At 71.9% G+C, this 17,468-nt stretch carries 17 protein-coding genes and 1 pseudogene; 13 read left to right on the top strand and 5 right to left on the bottom strand.

Annotated elements, in window-relative coordinates:
* A pseudogene (locus ADK67_RS26540) lies at positions 1 to 774 on the bottom strand (IS481 family transposase); the annotation flags it as partial.
* Between the two features lie 90 nt (positions 775 to 864).
* Between ADK67_RS26540 and ADK67_RS26545 the strand changes: the two are divergent.
* Together ADK67_RS26545 and ADK67_RS26550 are read left to right on the top strand one after the other, a co-directional pair.
* A complete protein-coding gene (locus ADK67_RS26545; protein WP_063797740.1) occupies positions 865 to 1,440 on the top strand; it encodes a TetR/AcrR family transcriptional regulator in 576 nt (191 codons plus the stop codon).
* Between the two features lie 75 nt (positions 1,441 to 1,515).
* Positions 1,516 to 2,970, top strand: a complete 1,455-nt coding sequence (locus ADK67_RS26550) for a carboxylesterase/lipase family protein (protein WP_053719239.1) — start codon at positions 1,516 to 1,518, stop codon at positions 2,968 to 2,970.
* 66 nt (positions 2,971 to 3,036) lie between these two features.
* Here ADK67_RS26550 and ADK67_RS26555 read toward each other — a convergent pair whose 3' ends face one another.
* Together ADK67_RS26555 and ADK67_RS26560 are read right to left on the bottom strand one after the other, a co-directional pair.
* Entirely contained in the window at positions 3,037 to 3,516 is a 480-nt protein-coding gene (locus tag ADK67_RS26555; RefSeq protein ID WP_231648365.1) for a DUF2165 domain-containing protein, read from the bottom strand.
* Between the two features lie 222 nt (positions 3,517 to 3,738).
* A complete protein-coding gene (locus ADK67_RS26560) occupies positions 3,739 to 7,797 on the bottom strand; it encodes a WD40 repeat domain-containing protein (RefSeq protein WP_053719241.1) in 4,059 nt (1,352 codons plus the stop codon).
* A gap of 294 nt (positions 7,798 to 8,091) precedes the next feature.
* On the opposite strand from ADK67_RS26560, the gene ADK67_RS51215 reads away from it, so the two are divergent.
* The 7 genes from ADK67_RS51215 (at position 8,092) to ADK67_RS26590 (ending at position 13,367) form a co-directional block, all read left to right on the top strand.
* On the top strand, positions 8,092 to 8,277 hold the full coding sequence (locus tag ADK67_RS51215) for a hypothetical protein (protein ID WP_157620860.1): 186 nt from the start codon (positions 8,092 to 8,094) through the stop codon (positions 8,275 to 8,277).
* Between the two features lie 138 nt (positions 8,278 to 8,415).
* On the top strand, positions 8,416 to 9,873 hold the full coding sequence (locus tag ADK67_RS26565; RefSeq protein ID WP_053719242.1) for a DNA-3-methyladenine glycosylase 2: 1,458 nt from the start codon (positions 8,416 to 8,418) through the stop codon (positions 9,871 to 9,873).
* 15 nt (positions 9,874 to 9,888) lie between these two features.
* A complete protein-coding gene (locus ADK67_RS26570; RefSeq protein ID WP_053719243.1) occupies positions 9,889 to 10,380 on the top strand; it encodes a methylated-DNA--[protein]-cysteine S-methyltransferase in 492 nt (163 codons plus the stop codon).
* 244 nt (positions 10,381 to 10,624) lie between these two features.
* Entirely contained in the window at positions 10,625 to 11,209 is a 585-nt protein-coding gene (locus ADK67_RS26575; RefSeq protein WP_197289626.1) for an ArsR/SmtB family transcription factor, read from the top strand.
* A gap of 2 nt (positions 11,210 to 11,211) precedes the next feature.
* Positions 11,212 to 11,928: an SRPBCC family protein gene (locus tag ADK67_RS26580; RefSeq protein ID WP_053719244.1), complete on the top strand. Its 717-nt coding sequence runs from the start codon at positions 11,212 to 11,214 to the stop codon at positions 11,926 to 11,928.
* Entirely contained in the window at positions 11,925 to 12,557 is a 633-nt protein-coding gene (locus ADK67_RS26585; RefSeq protein ID WP_053719245.1) for a DUF998 domain-containing protein, read from the top strand. Before ADK67_RS26580 ends, ADK67_RS26585 begins: the two co-directional genes overlap by 4 nt.
* Before the next feature lie 15 nt (positions 12,558 to 12,572).
* The gene (locus tag ADK67_RS26590; protein WP_053719246.1) at positions 12,573 to 13,367 is read left to right on the top strand and encodes an alpha/beta fold hydrolase; all 795 of its coding nucleotides are present in this window, start codon (positions 12,573 to 12,575) and stop codon (positions 13,365 to 13,367) included.
* A 63-nt stretch (positions 13,368 to 13,430) separates the two neighbouring features.
* Here ADK67_RS26590 and ADK67_RS26595 read toward each other — a convergent pair whose 3' ends face one another.
* On the bottom strand, positions 13,431 to 14,264 hold the full coding sequence (locus ADK67_RS26595) for an SAM-dependent methyltransferase (RefSeq protein ID WP_053719247.1): 834 nt from the start codon (positions 14,262 to 14,264) through the stop codon (positions 13,431 to 13,433).
* Positions 14,265 to 14,477: 213 nt separating this feature from the next.
* Between ADK67_RS26595 and ADK67_RS26600 the strand changes: the two genes are divergently transcribed.
* The 3 genes from ADK67_RS26600 (at position 14,478) to ADK67_RS26610 (ending at position 16,017) form a co-directional block, all read left to right on the top strand.
* Positions 14,478 to 15,353 carry a helix-turn-helix domain-containing protein gene (locus ADK67_RS26600; protein WP_053719248.1) on the top strand — a complete coding sequence of 292 codons (876 nt, stop codon included), beginning with the start codon at positions 14,478 to 14,480 and terminating at the stop codon, positions 15,351 to 15,353.
* Positions 15,354 to 15,482: 129 nt separating this feature from the next.
* The gene (locus ADK67_RS26605) at positions 15,483 to 15,722 is read left to right on the top strand and encodes a DUF397 domain-containing protein (RefSeq protein WP_053719249.1); all 240 of its coding nucleotides are present in this window, start codon (positions 15,483 to 15,485) and stop codon (positions 15,720 to 15,722) included.
* Positions 15,706 to 16,017, top strand: coding sequence for a hypothetical protein (locus ADK67_RS26610; RefSeq protein ID WP_053719250.1), 312 nt, complete (start codon positions 15,706 to 15,708; stop codon positions 16,015 to 16,017). The genes ADK67_RS26605 and ADK67_RS26610 overlap by 17 nt, the downstream gene beginning before the upstream one ends.
* Positions 16,018 to 16,233: 216 nt before the next feature.
* Here the strand turns inward: ADK67_RS26610 and ADK67_RS26615 are convergent, their stop codons facing one another.
* Complete coding sequence (locus ADK67_RS26615; RefSeq protein WP_053719251.1) at positions 16,234 to 16,842, bottom strand: TetR/AcrR family transcriptional regulator; 609 nt, start codon at positions 16,840 to 16,842, stop codon at positions 16,234 to 16,236.
* Between the two features lie 78 nt (positions 16,843 to 16,920).
* On the opposite strand from ADK67_RS26615, the gene ADK67_RS26620 reads away from it, so the two are divergent.
* Complete coding sequence (locus ADK67_RS26620) at positions 16,921 to 17,463, top strand: peroxiredoxin-like family protein (protein ID WP_053719252.1); 543 nt, start codon at positions 16,921 to 16,923, stop codon at positions 17,461 to 17,463.
* Positions 17,464 to 17,468 lie beyond the last annotated feature (5 nt).

Here is a 17,468-nt window from a genome sequence, read left to right on the forward strand (position 1 = left end):
TGGGTGATGCCCGCCTGGATGAGGGTGTCGCGCCACAGGTGTGAGCGGTAGCAGGCGCCGTTGTCGGTCAGCACCCGCTTGACCGTGATGCCGGCGGTCCGGAAGAACGCCTGCGCCCTGGTCCAGAACGCCGCCGCGGTGTGTCTGGTCTCGTCGGGCAGGATCTCGGTGTAGGCCAGCCTGGAGTGGTCGTCGACGGCGTTGTGCAGGTAGGAGTAGCCGAGGTTGGGTCGGCCGTGGACCTTGCGCGGCCTGTCCGGGTCGCGGTGGGCGGAGCTGTTGCGGCCGCCCTCGGAGCGGCCGTGGACTTTGTGGCCGCCGCCGTCGGGGATGTTGCCCAGCTTCTTGATGTCGACGTGGACCAGGTCGCCCGGTGCGGCGTGTTCGTAGCGACGCACGACCCGACCGGTGGCCCGGTCCAGGTGCGCCAGACGGGCCAGGCCGAAACGGCGCAGCACCCGGTGCACCGTGGAGGGGGTTCAACCCGAGCAGGTAGGCGATGCGGGCCGGCCCCCACCGCCGCGCCAGGCGGACCTTCACGATCCGGCGTTCGCGGCGGGTGGGCAGGCGGCGCGGACTTCGGTGCGGGCGGCTGGAACGGTCGGTCATGCCCGCCTCGCCCAGCTCGCGGTAGCGGGAGGCCCAGCGGGCCGCGGTGGTCGGTGAGACCTGGAACCGCTCGGCGGCCCGCCGCGGCGGCCACCCGGATTCCACGACACACCGGGCCAGGCGCAGCCGGCCCGCCGGGGTCAGCGGTGCGTTAGCGTGGGTCACGAGGGCCTCCGTGGGCTTGGTGTAGACGTCGCAATCCACACCGAACCCGGAGGCCCTCCCTCATTCCAACATCATCCGTAACTTTTGCTCATGCGAGCAAAGTCCGTGACCGAGCAGGCACGACGGGCGCAGATCGTCGCCGCGGCGATCGAGGTGCTGGCCGAGCTCGGCTACGGGGCGACCTCGTTCAAGCAGATCGCCGCCCGCGCGGGCCTGAGCAGCACGGGCCTCATCTCGTACCACTTCAAGGGCAAGCAGGAGCTGGTGGACGAGGTCTGCGCGGAGGTCAGGCGGACGTTCGCCGCGTTCGTGCTGGAGCGGATGGACCGCGGCGACACCGCCGCCGGCGAGCTGCGGGCGTTCCTGAGCGCCAACCTGCGGTTCATGCGCGCCCACCGGGCGCACATGGTGGCGTTGGCGCAGGTCCGCCCGCACACGTCCACGGCGGACACCGCCGACGACGACCACCGCAAGATGGCCGACCTGCTCCGGGAGGGGCAGCGGCGCGGCGAGTTCCGCGAGTTCGACGCGGACACGATGGCGATCTTCGTCCTGGCCCTGCGCAACGGGGTGCTGGCCAGGGCGGCTGATCACCCGGAGGTCGACCTCGACCTCTGCGAACGCGAGCTCCTCACCGCGGTGGAGCTCGCCACCACGAGGGGGTGAGCCATGCGTCGGGGGACGCGGGCACTGATCACGGCGGCAACCGCCCTGATCGTGACGGCATGCGGGGGGAACGACATGCGACACGACACACGCGACACCGTGCGGGTGGAGAACGGCGAGGTGCGCGGCGTCGCGCACGCCGACCACACCGTCTTCCAGGGCATCCCGTACGCGGCGCCGCCCAAGGGCGAACTGCGCTGGCAGTCGCCGCGACCGGCGGCGGACTGGGCCGGGGTCCGGGACGCCACCCGGCCGGGCAACCCGTGCCCGCAGGTCGGGTCGTCCTACTCGGACACCAAGGCGACCGACGAGGACTGCCTGTTCCTCAACGTCACCACGCCGTCCACCGAGGGCCGCAGGCCGGTCATGGTCTGGGTGCACGGCGACGGCGCGATCGGCGCGGGCCACCACTTCGACGCCACCGCGCTGGCCACCAAGGGCGACGTGGTGGTCGTGACGTTCAACTACCGGCTCGGCGTGTTCGGCGGCTTCGGCCTGCCGGGACTGGACGGCTCCGGCGCGTTCGGCCTGCGCGACCAGCGCGCCGCCCTGGAGTGGGTCCGGCGCAACGTCGCCAGCTTCGGCGGCGACCCCGGCAACGTCACGCTGTTCGGCGTCTCCTACGGCGCGTCGGCCGCGGCGGCGCACCTGGTCTCGCCGGCGTCACGCGGCCTGTTCCACAAGGTGATCGCGCACAGCGGGTTCGCGCTGGTCGACCTGCCCGCGGAGGCGTGGTACCCCGGCCTGGGCGCGCTGCCGTGGCTCGCCTGGCGCGACACGGCCGAGATCGAGGGCATCGGGCAGGCGGTCGCCGCCGAGCTCGGCTGCGCGGACGTCGACTGCCTGCGCGGCCTGCCCGCCGAGGAGCTGCTGGACCACCCGCAGGTCATGAACATCTTCCAGCCCGTCGGCTACGGCAACGCCGACCTGCCGGCGGTGCCCGCCGAGGCGTTCGCCGCCGGCGAGGTCGCGAAGGTCGCCGTGCTGGCCGGGAACACGCGGCACGAGCACCGGGGCATCGTCGACATCTTCCGCGGTCCCGTCACCGCCGAGGACTACCCGCGCCTGCTCGCGGCGGCGTTCGGCGACCGTGCGGGCGAGGTGGCGCGGGAGTACCCGTTGAGCGCGTTCGAGAGCCCGAGCCGGGCGTGGGCGGCGGTGCTGACCGACCGGGTGTGGGCGCGGCCGACGTTCCGGCAGCACGAGCTGCTGTCCGCGCACGTGCCGACGTACGCGTTCGAGTTCGCCGACCCGGCCGCCTCGGAGAACGGCGCGAGCCACAGCACCGACATCGGCTACCTGTTCCCGGACGAGGAGCTGACCGGCGGGCAGCGGGAGCTGTCGGACGCGATGATCCGGTACTGGACCGACTTCGCCCGCACCGGCGACCCGAACGGCGACGGCTCGAACGGCCTGCCGCACTGGCCGGAGTTCTCGCACGGGCGGCACGTGCAGTCGCTCGCGCCGGGCGCGATCACCGGCGTCGACTACCGGGCCGAGCACCGGCTGGACTTCTGGGCCGACAAGTAGGGGGACGCCGACCGGAGGCCGTCAGGAGGGGGAGACGGCCTCCGGCCGGGCGTGGAACGGGTGCGGTCAGTCGCGGTCGCGCTTGCTCGCGTGCAGCAGGATGAGCCCGAGCGCGGCGATCACGAAGTTCTGGAACGCGGCCGACAGCCCGTTCCAGTCCTTGGACTGCCACATGACGAACCACTCACCGCCGATCGCGATGAAACCGCCGCCGAACAGCAGCGCCTGCATCACCCAGCCCGTGGACGACAGCCGGCGCGCCACCTCCTCGCGGCGGCGCAGCCAGGCCACCAGGCCGGCCAGCAGCACCAGCGCGGTGACCGCCTCCCAGGCGATGATCAGCAGGTAGGCCACGGTCACGACGGTCGGATCGGTGATCGCGCGCCACGAGGTGTTCGGCGAGCCGAACGTGGTGTCCATCGCCAACACGTGCTGGACGAACGCGTGGTTGGTGTCGTAGTCGGTGATGTTCCCGAACACCACGAGTCCCATGTAGAGCGCGGTGATCCCGGTCAGCGCGGTGATCGCCGCCTGCGGGCTCCCCACCCTGGCAAGTAAACGCATGATCTGTAGAACGTAGTCACGATCCACCGGAAGTCCATGAGCGGTTTTCACCTCTGCCGGCCCGCGCCAGGCCTCGGCCTCGCCCGGTAACGCACCTCGAACCGCAGGTCGGCGACGGTGCCCGGACTCGTGCCGCCGCCCGACCCGGCCGACCGGGGTCCGGTGCGGTCCGGACCAATCGGAGGTTCGGGGTGCCGCCCGCGGTCAGGGGCAGGGCGGCTCGTAGCCCAGCTGCGGCAGGTGGTCGCGCCACCGCTCCTCCGGCAGCACGCCCTTGGTCTTGACGCAGATCCGCGTGATCACGTGCTCCAGGTCGAGGTCCCACACCCGGACCGTGCTGTCGGAGCTGGTGGACGCCAGCCTGCGGCCGTCGTGGCTGAACGTGATGTCCCGCAACCCGCCGTCGTGCCCGGTCAGCACCTGGCCGGCGGCGGCGGGGCGCTGGAGGTCGTTCAGGTCCCACAGCCGGATCGTGCGGTCCTCGCCACCGCTGGCCAGCGTCCGCCCGTCCGGGCTGAACGCCACCGTCACCGCCGCCTCGACGTGACCGGTCAGCGGCCCGCCGATCGGCTTGACCCGGTTCGGCACGGTCAGGTCCCACAGCCGGACCGTGCCGTCGTCGCTCGCGGTGGCCAGCGTCCGGCCGTCCGGGCTGATGTCGCCCGCGCGCACCGCGCCGCTGTGCCCGGTCAACGGGTGCCCGATCGGCTGGGCGGTGGCCGGGTCGGTCACGTCCCACAGCCGCACCGTCTGGTCCGCGCTCGCCGTGACCAGCGTCTTCCCGTCCGGGGTGAACCCGACGTAGTGCACGTACTCGCCGTGGCCGACGAGCGCGCCGCCCAGCGGCTTCGGGTGCTCACGGTCGCCGAGGTCCCACAGCTGCACGGAGTTGTCGTCGGAACCGGTGACCAGGACCCTCCCGTCGTGCCGGAACGCCACCGGCGAGCTGTAGCGGGTGCCCACCTTGATCGGCTCGCCGAGCGGTCTCGGATCGTGCGGGTCGGTGAGGTCCCACAGCCGCACCATCTTGTCGCTCACGCTGGCCAGCGTCCGGCCGTCGTCGCTCAACGCCAGGGACCACACGCCCGCGCCGTGCGAGAGCACCGCGGTCGACCTCGACTCGGTGGGGTTCTCGGCGTCCCACACCTGGATCGACTCGTCCTCGCTGGCCGACACCAGGTGGTGGTCGTCGGGGGTGAAGCGGGGCCCGATGGTGCGCGCCGAGTGCCCGATGAGCACGCTGTTCGGCAACGACCACAGCCGCACCACCGAGTCGTGGCTGCCCGTGGCCAGGGTGCGGCCGTCCGGGCTGAACGCCACCGCGTACACGATGCCGTTGCGGCCCGTCAGCGGCCGGCCGAGCGGGGTGGCGTGCGCCGGGTCGGTGATGTTCCACAGCCGCGTGGTGCCGTCCGCGCCGGACGCCGCGAGCACCCGGCCGTCGGGGCTGAACGCCACCGACCACACGCCTTCGGCGTGGTCGGTCAGCGGCCGTCCGACGGACTTGGGCGCCGCCGGGTCCGCCACGTCGAACAGCTGCACGCTGTGGTCCTCGCTGCCACCCGCCAGCAGGCGGCTGTCCGGGCTGAACGCCAGCGAGTGCACGGTGTTGTCGAACCCGGTGATGGGCTCGCCGACCTGCTTCGGGTTGGCGGGGTCGCGCACGTCGAACAGCACCACGGTCCGGTCGTCGCCGCCGGTGGCGAGCAGCGCGCCGTCCGGGCTGACCGCGACCGCGCGCACCTGCTCGGTGTGCCCGCCGAGCGGTTCGCCCAGCCGCTGCGGCTCGGCCGGGTCGGTCACGTCCCACAGCCGCGCCGTGCGGTCGCCGTTGGCGGTGACCAGCGTCCGGGAGTCCGGCGTGAACGCCAGGAGGTAGACGGTGCCGTTCCCGCCGCGCAACGGCTCGCCGAGCGAGCGCGGGCGTTCCGGGTCGCTGACGTCCCACAGCCGCACGGTGGTGTCGTCGCCCGCCGTCGCCAGGGTCCTGCCGTCCGGGCTGAACACGGCCGAGGTGACCCAGCTGCGGTGCCCGGGCAGGGGTGGGCCGAGCGGCTTGGGGTTGTCCGGGTCGCGCAGGTCCCACAGCCGCACGGTCTGGTCGAAGCTCGCGGTGGCCAGGAACTTCCCGTCGGGGGAGTAGGAGGTGAGGTACACCGGGCCGGTGTGCCCGACCAGCGGGATCGCCAGCGGCGAGGTCTGCGTGGACAGCAGCCGGGTCTGCACGTCCCGGTCCTCGGGCCGCATCCGGTGCGCGACCAGGGCGAGCTGCGCCGCCAGCGACGGGTCGGACTCCTGCAACCGGTCCGCCTCCGCCACCACCTGCCGGAACACCGCGTCGTCACGCTGCCGCACGGCCAGCACGGCGGCGGTCGCGGCGATGAGCGCGAGCACGACCACGCACGCCACGGCCGCGCGTCTGCCCCACGCGGCGCGCCTGCGGTACTGCATCGAGACCGCGAGGAAGTCCTGGGCGGTGCCGGTCAGCCCCTCGGGACCGGCCGCGTTCGCCCAGTGCCGAGCGGTCTCCAGCCGGGCGCCACGGTACAGCAGCGACGAGTCGCGGTCCTGGGCGGCCCACGTCGCCGCGTCCTCCTCCAGCCGCTGGCGCAGCAGCTGGCCCTCCCGGTCCTGGTCGATCCAGCTGCGCAGCCGCGGCCACGCCTGGAGCAGCGCCTCGTGCGTGATCTCCACCGAGCCCGCGTCGAGCGTGACCAGCCGGGCCCGCGCCAGCACCTCCAGCGCCTCCTCGCCCGCGGCCCGGTTCGCGGCCTGCTCGACCAGCTCGTGCCGGGTGGAGCGGCGGCGGGTGTCCTGGGTGTCCTCGCCGACGCGCACCAGCCGCAGCAGCAACGGCCGCGCGGCGTGCTGAGCCTCCGGCGCCAGGTCGGCCCACGCCCGTTCCGCGGTGGCCGCGACCGCGCCCTGGATGCCGCCCGCCGAGCGGTAGCCCGCGATGGTCAGCTTGCCCGCCTGCCTGCGCTGCCAGGTGGCCAGCAGGGCGTGCGACAGCAGCGGCAACGCGCCCGCGTCGTACGCGCCCTGCCCCGCCCGCGCCTGCGCCCGCCCGCTGCGCACGCCGAGGTCGCGCAGCATCAGCTCGATCAGCCCCGGCTCCAGCTGCAGGCCGGCCGCCTTCGCGGGCCGCGACACCGCCTCCCGCAGCTCCGCCGACGTCATCGGGCCCAGCACCATCTGCCGGTCCTGCAACGCGTCGGCCAGCTCCGGGAACGCCAGGCAGCGGCCGTAGAAGTCGGCCCGCACGCCGACCAGCACCAGCGCGGCCGGCGTGCCGCCGGGCATCGCGGGCGTGCACGCCACGTGCAGCGCCTGGACGAACACCTGCAGCCGGTTCTCGTCCGAGGACAGCGTGAACGCCTCCTCGAACTGGTCGACCACGACCACCACCCGCTCGCCGCCGTGCCGTGCCGCGTACGCCGCGAACGCCGCCCGGATCTGCGCGGCGAACCGCAGCACGCCCATCAGCGTCTGCCCGAGGAACGTGTCCGGACCGTGCCCGGAGGCCACCAGGTCCAGGTCCATCCCGTCCAGGGAGAGCGCCATGTCCACGATCTCGGCCAATTCCGGGACCTGCCGGACCAATTCCTTCACCGGGTCCGCGCCGGGCGTGATGACGACCGACGGCCAATTCGTCGAACCGGCGATCCCCAACGCGCCGTCGCGAATGGACGGGATGACGCCCGCGCGCACCAATGACGATTTACCGGCGCCCGAGGCGCCGACCAGCATCACGATTCCGCCGGTTTCCGCGGCACTGCCCAACCGGGACACCAACGCGGCCGTGCTGCGTTCCCGGCCGAAGAACCAACTGGAATCCTCGGGCTGGAACGCGGCCAATCCCCGGTAGGGGCACACGCCGATCTCGTCGGAGCTCGGCGGGTCCTCGTCGTCGGACGCCGACACCGGGCTCGCCAGCGCCTCCTCCCACAGCGCGCGCCACGCGTCCAGGTCGTACAACCCGGCCACCGGCGGCTGCGGGCGCGACTTCCTGGCCTCGCCGATCAGGACCTCGAGGACTACCGAGAGTGCCGAGAACCGGGCGGGCACGTTGCGGCCGCGACGCCAGTCGCTGACCCGCTGGGCGGTCGCCCTGATCGGTCTACCGCGCTCGTCGGAGCGCCGCGCGCGGCCGACCGACTCGGTCACCTTCTTCAGAGGTGGGTCGCCCGCCTCCGCGTAGAGCAGCGCGAACCGCTCCGCGAACACGGCACGGGGACCTGACCCCTGACCGGAACCAGCCATCCGCGGCGTGCCTCCTAGAGGTCCGGTGTTCCGGACCGGAAAACCGGGTGTGAGCGCGTGAACAGGTCGTTTGCCGACCGGTGGTGCTCTGCTCAGTCCACCCTAACGACTTGCGATGACAAGCTGAGCGGGACGTTCCGGTGACGTCGACAAGTTGTGCGAAGGGACCGGTCAAAGTGGTTTCGCAGGCAACTACCGCGAGTGGCAGCTCGTTCGTCGCTGAGGGGTCCTGGGGGTCTTCTCAGCGATGCGCACCGAACCGGCCCGCTCGGTGGAACGGCGCGGCGACCTGCCATGCCGACCGGAGTTGACCCGGTGCGGACCACCCGTCCGCCGGTCACGGCCCGTGAGGACCGGGGTGTCCCCGGTGAAGCACGGGTCTGCCCGATCCTGAGGACGGTGCTCGACGCGCAAGCCCGCGACCGGGCCGAGGTGAGACTGGACCTGCTGGCCAGGCTCGCCGCCCCGGCGCACAGCTAGTCCGGTGTCCGGCCGAAGGGCGTCGCCGCCCTCCGGGAGCGCCGCACAGCGCGGTGCGGCGCGACCGGTCCGGCGATGTTCCCCTCCATGTCGCATTTCCGCCGGCCACGAGCCGGCGCGGTGACCGATGCTGGTGCCGTGCACGAAGACGCGGAACGTTGTGCCCGAGCCGTGCGGTCGAAAGACGCCCGGTTCGACGGGTGGTTCTTCACCGCGGTCCTGACCACTCGGATCTATTGTCGACCGAGTTGTCCGGTGGTGCCGCCCAAGGTCGAGAACATGCGGTTCTACCCGAGTGCGGCGGCGGCGCAACAAGCGGGATTCCGGGCTTGCAAGAGATGCCGGCCCGACGCGTCGCCCGGTTCTCCGCTGTGGAACCACCGCGCCGACTCGGTGGCGAAGGCGATGCGGTTGATCGCCGACGGGGTGGTGGACCGCGAAGGCGTGCCGGGGCTCGCCGTCCGCCTCGGCTACAGCGTGCGGCAGCTCGAACGGCTGCTGCTGGCCGAGCTCGGCGCGGGGCCGCTGGCGTTGGCCAGGGCGCAACGCGCGCAGACCGCCCGGCTGCTCATCGAGACGACCGCGCTGCCCATGGCGGAGGTCGCGCTCGCCGCCGGGTTCGCCAGCGTCCGCGCGTTCAACGAGACGGTGCGCGAGGTGTTCGCGCTGTCGCCGACCGACCTGCGGACCCGCCGGCGGCCCGCGCCCGACACGCCGGGCGTGCTGTCGCTGCGGCTGCCGTTCCGCGCGCCGCTGCGGCCCGACAACCTGTTCGGCCACCTCGCCGCGACCGGCGTGCCGGGGGTGGAGGAGTGGCGTGACGGCGCGTACCGGCGGACGTTGCGGCTGCCGCACGGGCACGCCGTGGTGACGTTGTCGCCGCGGGACGACCACGTGGCGTGCACGCTGGCGTTGAGCGACCTGCGCGACCTGTCGATCGCCATCGCCCGGTGCCGCCGGATGCTCGACCTCGACGCCGACCCGGTCGCCGTGGACGAGCAGCTGCGCTCGGACCCGCTGCTCGCGCCCGTGGTCGACGCCGGTCCGGGACGGCGCGTGCCCGGCACGGTGGACGCCGCCGAGTTCGCGGTGCGCGCCGTGCTCGGCCAGCAGGTGTCCACGTCCGCCGCCCGCACGCACGCCGGTCGGCTGGTGCTCGCGGCGGGCGAGCCGATCGCGGACGGCGGGTTGACGCACCTGTTCCCGACGCCGTCGGCGTTGGCGGCCCTGGACCCCGCCGTGCTGGCCATGCCACAGGCGCGCAAGACCGCGTTCCGCGCGTTGGTCGAGGCGTTGGCCGACGGCTCGCTCGACCTCGGCGTCGGCGCCGACTGGGCGAAGGCGCGGGCCGACCTGCTGGCGCTGCCCGGGTTCGGGCCGTGGACGGTCGAGGTGATCGCGATGCGGGCGCTCGGCGACCCCGACGCGTTCACGCCGACCGACCTCGGCATCCGGAGCGCCGCCCGCGCCCTCGGCCTGCCCGACACCCCCGCCGCCCTCGTGCGGCGAGCCCAGGCGTGGCGCCCTTGGCGCGCCTACGCCGTCCAGTACCTCTGGGCCACCGGTGACCACGCGGTCAACCGGCTGCCCGCCTGAAAGGACGTTCGACCGATGAGCCACACCACCGTCGACAGCCCCGTCGGACCGCTCACGCTGGTCGCGCACGACGACGTGCTGTCTGGTCTGTACATGACCGAGCAGCGACACCGGCCGGCGGACGACACGTTCGGGCCGGAGGACGCCTCGCCGTTCGGCGACGTGATCGTGCAGCTGGCCGAGTACTTCGCGGGCACGCGCACGGTGTTCGACCTGCCGTTGGACCCGATCGGGACGCCGTTCCAGCGGACCGTGTGGCGGGCGTTGGGCGAGATCCCGTACGGCGAGACCGTGACGTACGGGGAGCTGGCGCAGCGGCTCGGCCGTCCGTCGGCCGCGCGGGCCGTCGGGCTGGCCAACGGCCGCAACCCGATCGGGATCATCGTGCCGTGCCATCGGGTGGTCGGCGCGAACGGCGACCTCACCGGCTACGGCGGCGGCCTGGAGCGCAAGCGCCGCCTGCTGGACTTCGAGCAAGGCCCAGACACCTACCGACTCCCCCTCTGACCGTTCCGCACCGCACCACCCACGCACCACCCTTCCCTTCCGCAAACGCGCGTGTCCTACGTTCAGAACGCGCGTGTCCTACGTTCGCGTACCCCGAGTTGAACGCTCAGAACAGCCAGCCGTGTTCTGAACGTTCAACTCGGGTGTTCTGGACGTAGGACACGCGTGACGCGAACGTAGGACACGCGGGACCGACAAGAAAGTTTGTCTTGACGGGGGAAGTTGTCGGTGAGAAGGTTGCGCCATGCTTGACGTGGCAGTGATCGAAGACCCGGCGACGGCCGAGGTCTCGTTGGACCCGGTGCGGGCGAGGTTGTTGGCCGAACTGGCCGAGCCGAGCTCGGCGACCATGCTGGCGGCCAAGATCGGCCTGCCCCGGCAGAAGGTCAACTACCACCTGCGCACCCTGGAGCAGCACGGGCTGGTGGAGCTGGCCGAGGAACGCCGCAAGGGCAACATGACCGAACGCGTCATGCGCGCCACCGCCGCGTCCTACGTCATCTCGCCCACGGCGCTCGCCGCCGTCCAACCCGACCCGGAACGCGCGCCCGACCGCCTGTCGGCCCGCTGGCTCCTGGCCGTCGCCGCACGGCTGGTCCGCGACGTCGGCAACCTCCTCACCGGCGCCGCCAAGGCGGACAAGAAGGTCGCCACCTTCGCGCTGGACGGCGAGGTCCGCTTCGCCACCGCCGCCGACCGCGCGGCGTTCGCCGAAGAGCTGGCCACCGCCGTCACGACCCTGGTCGCCAAGTACCACGACGAATCCGCGACCGGCGGACGCGCGCACCGCGTCGTCGTCGCCGTCCACCCCAGCATCCCGAAGGAGTGACGATGGGTCACGCGTTCGAAGGCGTCAACGAGGTCGAGCTGGACGGCGTGACGCCGGAGCAGGTCTGGGAGGCCATCGCCACCGGCCCCGGCATCGACTCCTGGTTCATGGGCTCCAACGAGGTGGAGCCGGGCGCCGTCGTCCGGCAGGCGTTCGGCGCCTACCAGCCCGCGCACCGGGTCACCGCCTGGGAACCCGGCAAGCACCTGGCGTACGGCGGCGAGCAGGAGCCCGACGGCCGGTTCATCGCCTACGAGTTCCTGGTCGAGGGCCGCGAGCAGGGCAGCACGGTCCTGCGCATGGTCGCGAGCGGTTTCCTGCCCGGCGACGACTGGGAGGACGAGTTCGAGGCCATGACCGCGGGCGGCGAGATGTTCTGGCAGACCCTCGTCACCTACCTGCGCCACTTCGCGGGCCGCACCGCCCGTCCGCTCACCGCCTTCGGCCCGCCGGTGACGGACTGGCCGGCGACGTGGCAGGCGCTCGGCCGCAAGCTCGGCCTGGACCACGCGCCGAGGACCGGCGACCTCGTCACCCTGGACGGCGAGCGCGGCGTCGTCTACTTCGCCAACGCCCAGACCGCCGGCGTCCGCACCGAGAACGCGATGTACCGCTTCTTCCAGGGGTTGCCCGGCGTCCTCACCGCCATGCACCACGTGTTCACCGCCGACCACCGCGACGAGCGGACCTGGTCGACCTGGATGGGAGACCTGGCATGAGCACGACCACCTTGCGGCACAACGACACCCGCGCCGCCACCACCAGGCTCCTGCTGGGCTGCGGCGTCCTGGCCGGCCCGCTCTACCTGGTCACCGGCTTCGCCCAGGCGTTCACCCGCGAGGGCTTCGACCTGATCCGCCACCCGTTCAGTTTCCTCTCCCTCGGCGACGGCGGTTGGCTCCAGATCGCGAACTTCGTCCTCACCGGACTGATGTTCCTGGCCGCCGCGGTGGGCGCGCACCGCACCGGCGCGGTCGGCCGGGTCGTGCCGGTCCTGATCGGGGTCTTCGCGGTCGGCATGATCGGCGGCGGCGTGTTCGTGGCCGACCCGGCGTTCGGCTTCCCGGCCGGCGCGCCGGAGGGCCAGCCGGCGGAGCTGTCGTGGCACGGCGTGCTGCACGGCGTGGCGTTCTTCGTCGCGTTCCCGGCGCTGGTGGCGTCGTTCTTCGTGCTGGCGCGGAAGTGGACGGGGCCGTGGGCGCGGGCGAGCGTGGCCGCGGGCGTGCTGTCGCTCGCGCCGATGCCCTTCCTGGGCACCGGATCGGGCACGGTCCTGCTGTACGGCGGCGCCGTGGTGGGTTGGCTGTGGGTGTCCGCCGTCGCGGCGAAGCTGCGCTCCGAGAGCTGAAGGACAGAGCACATCATGGGACAGGTCGTATCCAAGGACGGCACCGCGATCGCGTTCTCGCGCATCGGTTCCGGACCGGCGTTGATCATCGTGGACGGCGCGTTGTGCTACCGGGCCTTCGGGCCCTCGAAAGCGGTGGCCGAGGCGTTGTCCGAGCACTTCACCGTCTACACCTACGACCGGCGCGGCCGGGGCGAGAGCGGCGGCGGCACGCCGTACGACGTCGAGCGCGAGGTCGAGGACATCGCCGCGCTGATCGAGGAGGCGGGCGGGTCGGCGCACCTGTTCGGCATGTCCTCCGGCGGCACGCTGGTCGCCGAGGCCGCGCACCGGGGCGTCAACGCCGAGCGGATCGCCATCTACGAGTCGCCGATGACCATCGACCGGACGCGCGAGCCGATGGCCGAGGATCTGCCCGCACGCGTGGAACGCGCGGTCGCGGAAGGACGCCGTGGCGACGCGGTCAAGCTGTTCATGCGGTACGTCGGCACGCCGGGCTTCTTCGTCGCGGTGCTCCAGGTCATGCCGCCGTGGCGGAAGCTCAAGGGCGTCGCGCACACGTTGCCGAACGACTTCGCGCTGGTCGGCGAGTTCCAGCGGGGCACGCCGCCGCCCGCCGACCGGTGGTCCGGCGCGCAGGCGCCCGCGCTGGTGATCGCCGGCGGGAAGAGCCCGGAGTACCTGCGCAACGCGCAGCGGCACCTGGCGTCGGCCCTGCCGCACGGCGAGCTGACCGTGCTGCCCGGCCAGACCCACATGGTCAAGCCCAAGGCGACGGTCCCGGTCCTCGTCGACTTCTTCACGCGCTGAGCGCAGGCGGAACCTGGTGGTGGGCGAGGACTTCCCCGTCCACCACCGTCGCGCGCGACGGCTTCAGGGCTTGCGGCCCACCGCGCCCGCGATGCAGTAGCTCACCGAGTCGAGCTCCTTGAGCCGCGGCCCGTCCGGCCACCAGTCCGCGCAGATGACCAGCCCCGGCTCGACCAGCTCCAGGCCGTGGAACAGCTCGTGCATCTCACGCCTGGTGATGAACCGCCCGCTGCCCATCGGCGAGTGCAGGAACGTCTGCTCCATGCGCCGCGCGATGGCGGAGTGCTCCTCGGTCTCCGGGTCGAGGAAGTGCGAGATCGCCACGTACGAGCCGGACGGCAGTGCCTCGATGTACTCGGCCATGATCTCGGCCGACGACGGCGTGTCGCCGTTGTAGTGGTGCAGCGTACCCATCTGGAACAGCGCGATCGGCTCGGTGAAGTCGATGTGCTTGCGCACGACCTCGTCGTTCAGGATCTCGTGCGGGTTGAAGATGTCGGCGGCGGAGAAGTGCGTCTGGTCGTTCTCCTCCAGCAGCGCGCGGCCGTGCGCCAGCACCACCGGGTCGTTGTCGACGTACACGACTCGTGCATCCGGGTTGATCCGCTGGGCCACTTGGTGGGTGTTCTCCGCGGTGGGCAGCCCGGACCCGCAGTCGAGGAACTGGTTGATGCCCGTCTGGCTCGCGACGAACCGGGTGGCGCGGATCAGGAAGCTGCGGTTGTCCACCGCGAGGGTGGCCGCCTCGGGCGCGATCTGCTGCACGCGACGCAGCACCTCGCGGTCGATCTCGTAGTTGTCCTTGCCGTTGAGGAAGGCGTCGTAGACCCTGGCGATGCTGGCCTTGGTGGTGTCGATGTAGACGGGGGCGGCGGCGTCCGAGGACGTACCCGGCATTGTGGTGACCTCGCATTACGGGGATGGGAGTGATGTTGTGTGCACCGCGTCACAGTCCGCTCAGCGTAAGGGTATGGGCTCAACGCGTGAGTGAGCCTCGTGCATCTGACCGGGCAAGATCATGGGTGTACGTTCAGTGACGATGCGAGTCGGCCCTCCCCGGGCGCAACCGCTGATCGGGTGGGACAGGCACGACGGTCGGGAGGAACGGCGATGGCGACGGGAGAGTCGACGCCGGAGAGGGAGAGCGGTCCGACCGCTCTGCGCATCGTGCTCGGCGCCCAGCTGCGCCGGCTGCGCGAGGCGGCGGAGATCAGCCGGGCGGACGCCGGCTACGCGATCCGCGGCTCGGAGTCGAAGATCAGCCGGATGGAGCTGGGTCGCGTCGGCCTGAAGGAACGCGACGTGAACGACCTGCTGACCATGTACGGCGTCGACGACGCGGGCGAGCGGGCGAAGTTCCTCGACATGGTCCGCCGGTCCAACTCGCCGGGCTGGTGGCACCGCTACACCGACCTGATGCCCGACTGGTTCCACGACTACGTGGGCCTGGAGGAGGCGGCGGCGCGGATCCTGATCTACGAGACGCAGTTCGTGCCCGGTCTGCTGCAGACCGAGGACTACGCGACGGCGATCGCGAGCCACGGCCGGTCGGAGCTGGTGACGCCCGAGGTGCGGCGGCGGGTGTCGTTGCGGATGCAGCGGCAGAAGATCCTGGCGCGGCCGGGTGCCCCGAGAGTGTGGGCCGTGATCGACGAATCGGTGCTTTATCGGGCGATCGGCGGCCGCCAAGTCCTGCTCAACCAGATCGAACACTTGCTCAGCGTGACCAAAGACGGGCCCGTCACCCTCCAGATAGTGCCTTTCCCTTTGGCCGGTTACGCGGCGAAGGGTCCCTTCGCGATGCTGCGCTTCGGTGAGCCCGACCTGCCGGACATCGTGTACCTCGAACACCTCGCCGGTGCCCTCTACCTGGACAAACTCGAAGAGCTGGAGATCTACAGCCGGGTCTTCGACCGGCTGACGGTGGACGCGGAGACGCCGGACCGGAGTCGACAAATGCTCGCAAAACGGCGGGCTGAGCTGTAGTTGTCGTCCGTCCGGGTGGGATTCACGCTCTGCATCTGCACGTGCATTTACCCGTGCACCAGCCGGTGCTACCGTCCGTGCACAACCGGATGCACGTGCAGATGCATCTCTGGCTTGGAAGGTGAGTCGATGGCCACCAAGGTTCACAACGGCATGTCCGCGGCCGACCTGACCGGCGTCACGTGGACCAAGAGCTCCTACAGCGACGCGATCGGCAACTGCGTCGAGTTCGCCGTGACGGACGGCGGTGAGATCGCGATGCGCAACTCCCGGTTCCCCGAAGGCCCGGCGCTCGTCTACACCCGAGCGGAGATGGCCGCTTTCGTGGCCGGGGCCCGGGACGGGGAGTTCGATGACCTCGTCGACTGACCACCCCTCGCGGACGACGTTCCAGCTTCGCGAGTTGATCGCGCGGGGGTTCCAGTTCCTCCACCCGCGCGATGCCAGGGGAGAGCTGGCGGCGGTGGTCGGTGTTCGGGCGCACGACGCGGTGATCGACGTCGTGCGCCTGCACACCGAGGACGACGCGGTGGCGATGCGGATGCCCGCCGACGAGGTGAACGTCCTGTCGCCCAGCCGTTTCTCGTGGCGTCGGCACGGCCCGGCCACGCACGTGCTCGAAGAACTGCTCGAACTGCCCGACGAGGACGAGCGGACCGCGTGAAGACTTCCCGTCCACATCCGCGGTGGTGGACGGGACGAGAGGGGCGAGCCCTCTCATCGGCGAACCTGACCTGGAGACGCAGCGGGAGTCGACTCCGCGCCGGAAAGAGGCGTCGACGCCACGCTCGGAGCGCAACTCCGTGTTCGTCGCGTTCGGTGCGGAGGTCGAGGTCGGCTTCGGCCTCCGCACCGGCCACACCAGCGGAAATGTGGCCGCTCACGGGCGGCGCAGGCCGCTCAGCACCACGTCCAGGCCACGGCGGAACTCGATGTCCGGCGGGATCGCCCGCGCGGTGGCGGCGGTTTCGGCCAGCAGCGGGTACGCCTCGCCCATCCTGGACATCGCGTCCGTGCCCAGGCCCGACAGCGGGCTGCGGTGTTCGGTCTCGGTCGCGCCGATGAGGTAGCTCAGCAGCGCGCGTAACGCGATGACCCGCTGCTCGCCGGTGAAACCGGCCTTGGTCAGCACCCCCAGCACGGCCTCCGCCCAGCGCAGCAGGCTCGGGCACCGGTGCCGGTGCGCCATCGTGAGCGGCACGACGGCGGGGTGTTCGGCGATCGCCGCGCGGACCCGTTCGACGAGGACCGCGATCTGCTTGTCCCACAACGCCTTCGGCGGCACGGTGTCCACTCCGGACACCGCGTGCTCGACCGCGAGGGCTTCCAGCTCGTCCCGGTCGGCGACGTACCGGTACAGCGACATCGTGCCCATGCCCAGCTCGGCGGCGACGGCGCGCATCGACAGCGCCGCCAGCCCGTCCCGGTCCAGGACGGTGAGCGTGGCGGCGGCGAGCGCGGACGTGGTCAGCGACTTCGGGCGTGGCATGGCGCTTGACAGCGTACAAGTTACGCGCATAGCTTGGGTGAGCGTACAGCGCACGCTTACGTCGCCGAGGGGGATGCCGTGAAAGTCAGCGCACGTGAATGGGAAGCCGTGCTCGGTGGCACGGTGCGGGTGCCCGACCCGCGAAACCTGGTCCACCTCCAGTTCCGCCGCTTCGCCGGCTGCCCGGTGTGCAACCTGCACCTGCGGTCGATCGTCCAGCGGCACGACGAGATCACCGCGCGCGGCGTCACCGAGGTGGTCGTGTTCCACTCCTCGGCCGCCGAGCTGCGCCCGCACGCCGCCGACCTGCCGTTCGCCGTGGTCGGCGACCCGGAGAAGCGGCTGTACGTCGAGTTCGGCGTGGAGTCCGCGCCGCGTTCGGTGCTCGACCCGCGCGCGTGGGGCGCGATCGTCCGCGGCGTCGTGCGCGACCTCGGCCCGGTGCTGCGCGGTCGCCGTCCGCTGCCCAAGCCGGAAGGCGGTCGGCTCGGCCTGCCCGCCGACTTCCTCATCGCGCCGGACGGCACGGTCGTCGCGGAGAAGCGTGGACAACACGCGTACGACCAGTGGTCGGTGGACGAACTGCTCGCCCATGCACAGGCGTTGACCAGCCAGAACTGAGTTGT

The organism is Saccharothrix sp. NRRL B-16348, from assembly GCF_001280085.1.
Taxonomy (GTDB): domain Bacteria; phylum Actinomycetota; class Actinomycetes; order Mycobacteriales; family Pseudonocardiaceae; genus Actinosynnema.